Origin of the sequence: Nocardia pseudobrasiliensis NBRC 108224 (assembly GCF_001613105.1) — a bacterium.
Taxonomy (GTDB): domain Bacteria; phylum Actinomycetota; class Actinomycetes; order Mycobacteriales; family Mycobacteriaceae; genus Nocardia; species Nocardia pseudobrasiliensis.
The window spans coordinates 78634-89718 of record NZ_BDBS01000052.1 but is presented as its reverse complement, the minus strand read 5'-3'; the positions used below and the strand labels follow the sequence as shown (position 1 = coordinate 89718).

At 68.3% G+C, this 11085-nt stretch carries 8 protein-coding genes; 1 reads left to right on the top strand and 7 read right to left on the bottom strand.

The annotated features are described in order from the left end of the window. The 7 genes from NP4_RS33615 to NP4_RS33585 all read right to left on the bottom strand — a co-directional run. The coding region (locus tag NP4_RS33615; RefSeq protein ID WP_068006538.1) for a hypothetical protein at positions 1–1082 on the bottom strand (1082 nt) is incomplete at its 3' end. After that, positions 1079–1402 (bottom strand): hypothetical protein, encoded by a 324-nt coding sequence (locus tag NP4_RS33610; protein ID WP_068006536.1) that lies wholly within the window; start codon positions 1400–1402, stop codon positions 1079–1081. The genes NP4_RS33610 and NP4_RS33615, both read right to left, overlap by 4 nt. Before the next feature lie 584 nt (positions 1403–1986). Then, the gene (gene glmM / locus NP4_RS33605) at positions 1987–3354 is read right to left on the bottom strand and encodes a phosphoglucosamine mutase (protein ID WP_068006534.1); all 1368 of its coding nucleotides are present in this window, start codon (positions 3352–3354) and stop codon (positions 1987–1989) included. Between the two features lie 174 nt (positions 3355–3528). Beyond that, entirely contained in the window at positions 3529–4047 is a 519-nt protein-coding gene (gene rpsI / locus NP4_RS33600; protein ID WP_082876454.1) for a 30S ribosomal protein S9, read from the bottom strand. Beyond that, a complete protein-coding gene (gene rplM / locus NP4_RS33595) occupies positions 4044–4487 on the bottom strand; it encodes a 50S ribosomal protein L13 (RefSeq protein ID WP_062515219.1) in 444 nt (147 codons plus the stop codon). The genes rpsI and rplM overlap by 4 nt, the downstream gene beginning before the upstream one ends. A gap of 166 nt (positions 4488–4653) precedes the next feature. Continuing rightward, positions 4654–6918: a hypothetical protein gene (locus NP4_RS42950; protein ID WP_245998269.1), complete on the bottom strand. Its 2265-nt coding sequence runs from the start codon at positions 6916–6918 to the stop codon at positions 4654–4656. Positions 6919–6976: 58 nt separating this feature from the next. Then, a complete protein-coding gene (locus NP4_RS33585) occupies positions 6977–9484 on the bottom strand; it encodes an FHA domain-containing protein (protein WP_068006532.1) in 2508 nt (835 codons plus the stop codon). 108 nt (positions 9485–9592) lie between these two features. On the opposite strand from NP4_RS33585, the gene NP4_RS33580 reads away from it, so the two are divergent. Next, positions 9593–11044 (top strand): neutral zinc metallopeptidase, encoded by a 1452-nt coding sequence (locus tag NP4_RS33580; protein ID WP_068006530.1) that lies wholly within the window; start codon positions 9593–9595, stop codon positions 11042–11044. The last annotated feature ends 41 nt before the right edge of the window (positions 11045–11085 follow it).

The following is an 11085-nucleotide window of genomic DNA, read 5'->3' as shown; positions in this document are numbered from 1 at the left end:
GCGGTGTTCGCGGCGGGCGGGATGATCGCACCGGGCGCGGGCGGGATGACCACGCCGGGCGCGCCCGGAGACGACGGGCTCGATTGCGGGCTGGTGCCGCCGAAATCGAAGACCTTCGAACCGTTCGTGCCGTCACCGCCGGTGCCGTTGGTCGTCGAGCCCGGGTGGATGAGCTCGGGGACGGCCGTCTCGACCACCTTGTCGACCGAGGCCGCGACGGTGTCCATGGCGTGCGTGCCGACCTCGGAGATCTTATCGATCAGATGGGTTCCGATATCGACCCCGGCATTGATCGCGGCCGTGCCGACCTGCACACCGGCTTGAATCAGCTGCTGCTGCAACTGGAGCTGGGCGGCCTGGGCCGGATCCATCGGCTGCTGGTTCGGGGTCTGGGAACCGGACAGCGGCTGGTCGTAGAGCGGGGAACCGTAAGTCCCGTCGCCGTATCGACTCGGAGTGCTGGACCAGTCGTCGTCGCTGGTGAGACCCGCGGGGCGGGTAACGGTCAGCGGGCCCATATTCGAGAGCCGCTGGGTGTGCCCGGCCATTTCGGACTGCGCGGTCTGTACCGATGAAATGGCATCGCGCAGCGCCTGAGTCGCGCGGGCGATGACGGCGTCGGTATCGGGAGCGGCGGTGGCGTTGCCGAGAATCGAACGGGCGTCGCGTCGGAAATCGGCGATGATCTGATCGACCTGCCGGGCGGCGCGAGAGCTGGTGGCCTGCGCGTCCGACAGCACCGACAGATAGGCCGGGCCGCGATCGGAGATATCGCCGATCTGGGTCTGGGTGGTGCGCAGGGCGGGCACAGTGGCATCGGCTCCCGCACCGGCCCAGGTGGATTCGAGGGCGTGTACGCCGTCGCGATGCGGGGCCTCGGTATCGGCCGCCTGTGCCGAGGAATTGGACAGGGCCGCGACGATGCTGTCGCTCGGGGCCACGCGGCCGTTGCCGAGTGAGGCGCGCAGTTGCAGCAGCGGGCGGACCAGCGTGGCGACGATCGGCGGATCGACATTCGGATCGGTCGTCGTCGTGCGGGTCTCGTCGGCGGGACGTCGCTTCAGGATGCTGCCGCGCTTCATGCCGTCACCTCGCCCGTTCGAGTTATGGCCGCCGCCGCGGCGGTGTCGCTGCCCTGGGCCGTCACGGTATTGGTGCGCAGCACTTCACCGTATGCGGCCACCAGTTGGCTCGCTGTCGAGAGCGCCTGGGCGTGTTCGGAGACCGCGGCGGTGAACCGGGCCGCGAATTCCGCGCCGATCAGGCCCAGATCGGCGGACAGCTGTCCGGGGTTGACCGCACCGCCCGCGACCGCGGCCGCCGACGCCAACTGCTCCGAAACCGTATCCGCGATGGTGGTGTAGGCGGCCATGGCCGCCGGATCGAGCTTCAGCGTGTTCACTGTTCCCCCTCACGGAAACCCAAGCTTTCGCTGTCGCATCATGATTCAGCGTCCACCATACTTCGCGGTACGCGCGACCGCGCCCTGATCCATCCCAGTGTTACCGACTACCAGCGAAAATTCCATCCCGAGGGCTCGATTGCGTCACGGACGTGGCGCTGGGAGTCCCTTGCCTCGGCGCTGGGGCGCCGAGGCAAGGGAAAAGAGGGGAACCCGGCCCACCAAGGGAAAAGGGAACCCGGCCCACCAAAGGTAAAGGGGGTTCGGCCTACCGAAGGAGAGGGAGCCCGGGCCGACCAAGGGCAAGGAAGCCTGGCACACCAAGAGATAAGGAGCCTGGCACACCAAGACACAAAGAGCCCACACACCAAGACACAAGGAACCCGGCACACCAAGACACAAAGAGCCCACACACCAAGACACAAGGAACCCGGCACACCAAGACACAAAGAGCCCGCACACCGAGAGACAAGGAGCCCGGCGCGCCGAGAGGAAGACGGAAGCCTGGCGGTGGGAAACGTGCCTCGGCGCGGCCGTCCTCATTTCCCCTTGTCCGGCGCGCCAGCGCCGGGCGAGGGTGGGAGTTAGAGCGCCGCTACTCGTTTGGCCAGGTCGTCGGCTAGGGACTGGGCGCGGTCGGGGTCGGTGGCTTCGACCATTACTCGGACCAGTTGTTCGGTGCCGCTGGGGCGGAGGAGGACTCGGCCGGAGTCGCCGAGGATGCGTTCGGCTTCGGCTACCGCGTCGCGGATTTCGGGGGCCGCGGCTACGGCGGATTTGTCGGTTACCGGGACGTTGACCAGGACCTGGGGGACGGTTTGGAGGATGGCGGCCAGGTCGGCCAGGGTGCGGCCGGTGCGGGCCATGCGGGCCATGAGTTTGAGGCCGGTGAGGATGCCGTCGCCGGTGGTGCCGTAGCGGGGGAAGACCACGTGGCCGGACTGTTCGCCGCCGAGGGTGAAGCCGCCGCGGCGTAACTCCTCGAGGACGTAGCGGTCGCCGACGGCGGTGGTGCGCACGGTGATTCCCGCCTCCCGCAGTGCGATGTGCAGGCCGAGATTGCTCATTACGGTCGCCACCAACGTGTTCTGGGCCAGCTCACCGGATTCGAACATATCCAGCGCGAGTACGGCCATGATCGCGTCACCGTCGACTATCGCGCCGGTGGCGTCCACGGCCAGGCAGCGGTCGGCGTCACCGTCGTGGGCCAGGCCCAGATCGGCGCCGTGTTCGCGGACCGCGCGCTGCACCTGGTCCAAATGCGTGGAACCGCAACGTTCGTTGATATTGAGCCCGTTGGGCTCGGCATTGATGGCGATCACTCGGGCCCCGGCCTCACGATAGGCCGCGGGGCCGACATCGGAGGCCGCGCCGTGCGCGCAGTCGACGACCACGGTCAACCCGCTCAGGTCGCTGCCGGTGGCCTCCACCAGATGTTCGACATAGCGTTCGTGCGTTCCGGCCAGGCTGTAGTGCGCGTCGACATGGCCGTCCACGCCGGACACGCTCAGCACCCGCCCGATTCCGGCGCCGGTGGGACGGCTGAAGCCCTTCTCCCGCACCAATTCCTCGATGCGATCCTCGACGGCGTCGTCGAGTTTGTGCCCGCCGGAGGCGAAGATCTTGATGCCGTTATCAGGCATGGGATTGTGCGAGGCGGAGATCATCACGCCCAGGCACGCGTCGTAGACGGCCGTCAGATAGGCCACCGCGGGCGTCGGGAGAACACCCACCGAGAGCACGTCCACCCCACCGGCCGTGAGGCCCGCGGTCACCGCGGCCTCGAGCATTTCCCCGCTGGCGCGCGGATCGCGGCCCACCACCGCCACCGCGCGGCGCTTGCCACGACTGAGAACCTCCGCCGCCGCCGCCGAGATATGCAGTGCCAGTTCGGGACTCAGCGATTCGTTGGCAAGCCCCCGGACACCGTCGGTGCCGAACAAACGTCCCATTCCCTCGCCCTCGCGTTGCAATCGGTGTCGATACAGCACGAGAGCAGGTCCCCGACAATCAGCGGGGAAACCTGCTCTCGTACAGGTGACGAAACGACCGTACCCGGGATCATCCCCGCATATGCGGGGAACACCGGCTCGGTGCCGAAAACGGGACGGCCGTCCGTCGCGAAATCAGCGCTTCGAGTACTGCGGAGCCTTGCGGGCCTTCTTGAGGCCGTACTTCTTGCGCTCGGTCGCACGCGGGTCACGAGTCAGGAAGCCGGCCCGCTTCAGGGCGGGACGGTCGTCCGGGGTGACCTCGATCAGCGCGCGGGCGATCGCCAGCCGCAGGGCGCCGGCCTGACCGGACGGGCCGCCGCCGACCAGGCGGGCGTGCACGTCGAAGGCCTCGGTGCGCTCGACGGTGACCAGCGGGGACTTGACCAGCTGCTGGTGCACCTTGTTGGGGAAGTAGTTCTCCAGGGTGCGGCCGTTCAGCACGAACTGACCCGAACCCGGAACCAGGCGGACGCGGACGACGGCTTCCTTGCGGCGGCCGACGGTCTGCACCGGACGGTCGATCACGACCGGGGCGGCGGAGAAGGAGGTGAACTCACCCTCGGCCTCGTAGCCCGCACCCTCGTCCACGACCTCGACGGCCGTGTCCTCGACGGTGTATTCCTCGTTGTTGAATTCCTCAGGAGCGGTCACTGGGCCACCTGCTTGATCTCGAACGGAACGGGCTGCTGAGCGGCGTGCGGATGCGTCGGGCCCGCGTAGACCTTCAGCTTGCCCGCGATCTGGTTGCCCAGCTTGTTCTTCGGGATCATGCCCTTGACGGCCCGCTCCACCAGGCGCTCCGGACGGGTCTCGAGCAGCTGCCCGACAGACCGCGACTTGAGGCCGCCGGGATGACCGGAGTGGGTGTACAGGAGCTTGTTCTGCCGCTTGTTGCCGGAGACGGCAATCTTGTCGGCGTTGATGATGATGACGAAATCGCCACCATCGACGTTCGGTGCGAAGGTCGGCTTGTTCTTGCCACGCAGCAGATTCGCTGCCTGCACGGCAAGGCGTCCGAGCACCACGTCAGTGGCGTCGATGACGTACCACTTGCGGGTCACGTCACCGGCCTTGGGGCTGTACGTAGGCACAGTGCATCCCTTGTCTGTCGTTCGGCTGCCGGCCTGGCGTGGACGGTCGAGCGATCCCGGCGGCCGGTTGAGACCCGGGGCTCGTGCGACGACACGGAAGAACCGCGACGTACCGCACACCAGCGGTTCACGATACCAGCGAGCCCCCGGCCCCTCGAAATCGGTCCTAGATGTGCATCGGTGGGCCCGTGTCGATGATGCCGGGCAGCGTGGGCACGAGATAGCGCAGGTTATCGATGTCCAGGTGGGCGCAGGCGTGGTCACCGATGGACTGTGGGCCGGAGCCGGGGCGGGTGTAGGGGGTCAGTGCGCATTCCGGGGTGGTCGGCGGGATGCGCGAGGCCCGCTGGATCGAGGGCCAGACGCCGAAGTCGGAGGACATGGCCGCCGAGCGCACGTCGAATCGGGAGGCGGGCTGGATGGCGGCGGCCCCCGCGCCCGTCCGCGCGTCGACCGAGGTGACCGCGTCGGCCGCGCCGGTGTCGGCGTCGATCGAGGCGACGGCGTCGGCGGGGCGGGCGTGGTGTTCCGGATCATCGCCGGAATGAATGGCGACCGCGGCGAGGGCGACCGCGCCGACGATGGTCGGGGTGCCGAACAGGTTGTCCTTCACCTTGTTCCACAGCGAGCCCTCGCGTTGGTCGTCCTCCTCGTCGTCGCGCTCACGCGCGCCGGGGGGTGTCCATCCGGCGGAGGCCCGGGCGGCGTCGGATCGACGGCCCATGACTGTGGTGACCTCGTCGGCGACGCCCGGCGGGCGGGTGAAGCGACTGACGTGGTCGCCGGGTGCGACGCGCGTGGTCGGGTCGTCGGGTGCGGGATAGGTCGTCTCGCGGGCGGCGTGGCGGCCCTCGACCGGTGGTGAATCCGTGTGGCGCGGGACCATTTCCGGCTGACGTTGCAGCGGCTGGACGTGGGCGGTGATGTGCCGTGGGCCCTGGTCGACGGCTCGCACTCCGGCCGCGTGCCGGGCCACCTCCGCCGAGGCCGTCTCCGGCGGCCGCCAGCTGTGCCGTCCGGATTTCGCCGGTGCGGCCGGGGCGGCGGTATCGGTCGGCGTCAGAGTACCGGTGGTCGGAAGGGCGTGCCGCCCATTGTCCGTGGCGCCCGGACCCGCGGTCCAGTTCGTCGCGCCGGAGGAATCCGAACCTGCCCGGCCGGAACCGAGCGCACCCGACGAACCCGAAACCCCGTGTCCGGGCCCGGAATTCCCCGGCGAGCCCGCACCCCCTCGGCCCGAATCCGGGCTGTCCGGCGGGCCCGCCAGTCGCTGTGATCCGGTATTGCCCTGCGAGGCCGGAGCCCCCGAACCACCCGCCGCGGCCGAACCCGATTGCCCGGGAACAGGATTGGCCGGGGACCCGCCCAGCCCCTGCGGGCCGGGGTTGTTCCGCAGGCCAGGGCTGTTCTGCGAACCGGGGTTGCCCTGCGCACCAGCACTGTTCTGCGCACCAGGGTTGCCCGGCGAACCAGGACCACCCTGCGCACCGGAACCGCCCTGCGCACCAAGACCACCCTGCGAGCCAGGATTTCCCTGTGGCCCGCGCGGGCCGGAAGTGGGCGGCGGCCCCGGCGGATATTGCTCGTCGCCGTATTCGCTGTCGGTGGCCAGCAGATGCGACGCGCCCAGGACCAGAGCGTGCATCGGATGGTCGGCCACGCGTAGGCGATGGCCCAGATGGTTCTGGAAGGCCAGGCGTAACGCGTCGTTGAAACAGACATTGCCGGTCAGCAGCACGGTCGAGGTGTCCGCGCCGATCGAGCGGGCCGCGGCCATGACCTCGATCACCACATTGTCGGCCGACTGCGCCTCGCGCATGGCGTCGGCCGCGATCGGTACGCCCACCGATTCGGTCGGCTGCTCGTCGTCACCGTGTACGGCAACCACCAGGCACATTCGGCCGTCGGAGTAGACCCCGGTCGCGCCGATCGGGCGGCGACCCGGTTCCGGCGGATGCACGAGGCCGAGTGCGCGCACATATCCGGACAGCGCCACCGACTCCGGCAACGGTTCGGTGACCACATCGAGCAGTTCGACCAGACGGCAGTATTCGTCGACCTTCTCGTCCGGCCAGTCGTCGGGATAGGGCAGCGCCACCACATCGGGCTTGCCGCGCAGATATTTGCCGACCGCGGCCAGCGGGTTGTAGAGCCGGGCCCGGAACACCAACTCCACCGGCCAGGTCGCACCCGCGATCCGGATCTGGTGGTGGCCCAGCACATCGCGAATATCGGAGATGGCGATGCCCAGGTCGGGACGCTGCCGCTCCGCACCGGAGGTGTGCAACCGACCCGACGAATCCGCCAGCAGATACGCCGGCGGCGTGTATGTCCCTTCCACCTGGACCGGGCGAATCGGTGTCCCACCGCCGCCGGCGGCCACGGACACCACATCCCAGCCGAGATGCACTGCCCCAATTCGAGCCGTCACACGCACTAGTGTGCCTGCCATTCGCGAGACACGCGCGATGGGGCAGCAGCCTGTCTTCTCACGATGTGCTCTTTTTCAGTCGGAGTCGCCACCACGTCAGCGTCGACAGAATCGCGGTCAGCACCAGCAACATCGCGATATCCAGCAGCCAGAACACCGTTTTGTGCTGCCACAGCGCATCCGGCTGCGCACCGGCGAACAGGCCACGCAGATCCACCGTCGACGCGCCCGCGGCAAATCCCCAGCGCGAGGGGAACAGATAGGAAAGCTGCTCGAGGACCACCCGGTCGGTTACCGGGATCATGCCGCCCGCCATCACCAGCTGGCACATGATCATGACTACCAGCAGCGGCATCACCTGCTCGTTGGATTTCGCCAGCGTCGACAGCAGCAACCCGATGACCACACACGTCACCGCGGTGAAGGCCAGATCGAAATAGAGCTCCAGACTGCCCGAGGGCACCAGCGTGCCCTTGCCCGGCGGATTCTTCCCGGCCAGCACGATGCCCACCAGCACCGCCGACTGCAGTAGCGCGGCCGTACCGAACACCATGACCTTGGCCATCAGATACGCCGACGGCAGTAGACCCACCGCGCGCTCGCGATAGAAGATCGGCCGCTCCCCCACCAGATCGCGCACGGTCAGCGTCGAACCCATGAAGCACGCCCCGAGAATGAGCACCACCAGCAGCTGCTGGGTCTCACCGCCGCCGCTGGGCACCATCGACCCGTCCGGCAGCGGCACCAGCGGCCCGGGTGCGAAACCGTTCTTACCCGGCACCACCAGCGACAGCACGCCGAGGACGAACGGCAGCACCACCAGGAACGCCAGATAGCCCCGATCGGCCAGGATCAATCGCACCTGCCGCCGCGACAGCGTCGAGAACTGCTTCCAGCCACTGGATTTCGGCGGCTGCCCGGCCACCCCGCGCTGCGCGGCCGGTGGCGGCGGCGGAACCGCGGCGGCCTGACGTGAGCGATAGTTGGCGAAGGCGCGGTCCGGATCGGCGGCCACCCGGGCGAAGATCTCGGCCCAGTCGCTGGTTCCGAGAAAATGCCCGACCGCGGCCGGATGTCCGCAGAACGCGGTCTTACCGCCGGGCGCGAGCAGCAGCACCTGATCGCACATGTCCAGGCAGGCCACCGAATGAGTGACCACGATGACCGTGCGCCCGGCGTCGGCCAGCTCGCGCAGCATCGTCATGACCTGGCGGTCCAACGCTGGATCCAGGCCCGAAGTGGGTTCGTCGAGCAGCAGCAGCGCGGGACCGGTGAGCAGTTCCAGCGCCACCGACGCGCGCTTGCGCTGACCGCCGGAGAGCCGGTCCACGCGGGTGTCGGCGTGTTCGGTTAGCGAAAGTTCTTTCAGCACACCGTCGATGACCTGCTGGCGATCGGCCTTGGTGGAGTCGGGCGGCAGTCGCAGTTCGGCGGCGAAACCCAGCGCCTGGCGCACGGTGAGCTGACGATGCAGCACATCGTCCTGCGGGACCATGCCGATTCGGCTGCGCATCGCCTCGTATTCGGCGTGCAGGTTGCGGCCCTCGAAGGTGACCACACCGGCCGACGGATGGGTCGTTCCCGCAATGAGTTTCGACAGCGTCGACTTGCCCGCACCGGACGGGCCGATCAGCGCGGTCAGCGTGCCGCGCCCGGCGGCGAGGTTCACATCGACCAGCAGCTGCTTGTTGCCCTCGACCGCGAAGCCGACGCCGTGTACGTGCAGGCCCTGTTCGGCTACCGGCTTCTTGCGATGGATCAGCGCGCCGTCGGAGACGACGAAGTCGACATTGCCGATGGTGACGATATCGCGCTCGCGCAGCGCGGTGCGCTGTTCGCGCCGGCCGTTGACGAAGGTGCCGTTGGCCGAACCGACATCCTCGATGACCAGGCCCTCACCGCTTTTCACCAGGCGGGCGTGGCGACGCGAGGCCAGCGGATCGTTGACCACGATCTGGTTGTCGCTGGTGCGGCCGATGGTCAGGCCGCCGGAGGGAATGCGGTCGGCGCGGGCGATGGGAGCCGTGGAGGCGCGCGCCCGCATCGGCGGCAGCGCCGAACTGTCGGCCTTGGCGGTCATATTGAAGTTCGGCATGGGCTGCGGGGCGGGCCGCTGCGGGGGCCGACTCGGCGGCGGAGGCTGCAGCGGGGCCTGCGGCCGGGAGTTCGGCGGCGTGTGCGGGCGCGACTGCGGCGGATTCGGATTGCGCTGCGGCGGCGCGGGGCGATGCGGCGCGGGCTGATTCGGGCGGGCGGCGTCGGGCAGCAGGTGCAGCAGCGGACCGGTGATCGCGTCACCGAGGCGCACCAGGGTCGGTCGGTCGATCGGCACGGGACGGGACAACCGTCGCGCCTCCACGAACACGCCGTTGGTACTTCCGTTGTCGCTGAGCACCCAGGCATTACCCTGCCAGGCGAGTGTGGCGTGCACGCGCGACACCAGCGGGCTGTCCACGAACAGGGTCACCTCCGGCGCGCGGCCCATGGTGATGTGCTGCGTGGCGTCGAAGACGCGATCGGTTCCCTCATGGCGCACGGTGATCTTCTGCGCCGCCGGTGATGACATGTGGGCGAATATATTCGATAGTCCGGGCGCGGGTGGGGGTCGGCGATGCCCGCAATTATCCTGTCGGGAGTCCGAAACCGATACGTGACCGGCCCGGGAGGGGAGTCGATGGTGGCGAGAAGCCGGATCGTCGCCGTGCTTGCCGCATTGGCATTGGCGCCCACGCTGCTCGCCGGGTGCACCATGACCGTCAGCGGCAAGGCGGTGTCGATCTACGACGATCCGTTCCAGGTGGGCGGACTGCCCACCACCAACGGGCCGAGCGGACCACGGCCCGACGTGCCCGATGCCGGGCTGCCCGTCACCGGCGGCGACAACAGCGAGATGGACAAGTTGGCCGTCAACGCCATCGATGACATCCAAAGCTATTGGCAGGGTGAGTATCACAACGAGTTCGAGGGCGATTTCGTACCGGTCACCAAACTGTTCTCCTGGACGGCCAAGGCGCCGCGCACGCAGGAGACGCAGTTCTGCAAGGAGACCACCTATCACCTGGTCAACGCCGCGTACTGCCGACTCGACAACACCATCGGCTGGGATCGCGGTGTGCTGCTGCCGATGATGGCCGACAGCTTCGGCAAGATGGCCGTGGTGATGGTGCTGGCCCACGAGTACGGCCATGCCATTCAGACCATGTCGCGCATCGTGTCTGCCAAGGATCCGGTGATCGTCAAGGAGCAGCAGGCCGATTGCTTCGCCGGGGCGTTCATCCGGCATACGGCCGAGAACAAGGCGCGGCATTTCACCATCAACACCGCCGAGGGGCTGAACAAAGTGCTGGCGGCGACGGTCGCGATTCGCGATGCCGATCCCGGCGATCCGGAGGCGGTGCACGGTTCGGCCTTCGAGCGGGTGACCGCGGTGCAGATCGGATTCACCGATGGGCCCAAGGCGTGCAAGGCAATCGATATGAAGGATATCGATCGCCGCCGCAAGAATCTGCCCGGCAGGCTCGTCACCGATGCGGGCGACCGCGGCCAGGTCGACATCACCAAGGACAATCTGATCAAGCTCAGCCGTCAGATGGCCTCGATCCTGCCGGTCCCGCATCAGCCCACCTACGACTACCACGGCGCGAAACTGCACTGCCGCAACGGCGCCGACACGGTCCCCGTCACCTACTGCCCCGCCACCAACACCATCGGCACCGACGTCCCCGCGCTCGCCGAGCGCGGCGCGCCGAACAACAATGAGAAGGAAGGCTTTCCGACCCGCGTGAGCGGCGACTACGACGCCTACGTGGTATTCGTCTCCCGCTACGCCCTTGCCGTCCAAGGCAATGCGGGCCAACTGCTCACCGGCGCGAAGACCGGCCTCCGCGCGGCCTGCCTCTCCGGCGTGATCTCCGCCCGCCTCGCCGACCCCAACCACGTCTTCAAACCGGGCGACCTCACCCTCACCGCGGGCGACCTCGACAAGGCCGTCTCCGGCCTACTCAGCGACGGCCTGGCCGCCAGCGACGTCGAGGGCAAAACCGTCCCCAGCGGCTTCTCCCGAGTAGACGCCTTCCGCGCAGGCGTCCTGGGCACCCAACAAACCTGCGAGGCCCGCTACTCCTGAACCCGCCCATTCCCGCCGCAGCTCCACCTCTCCCGCCGCAG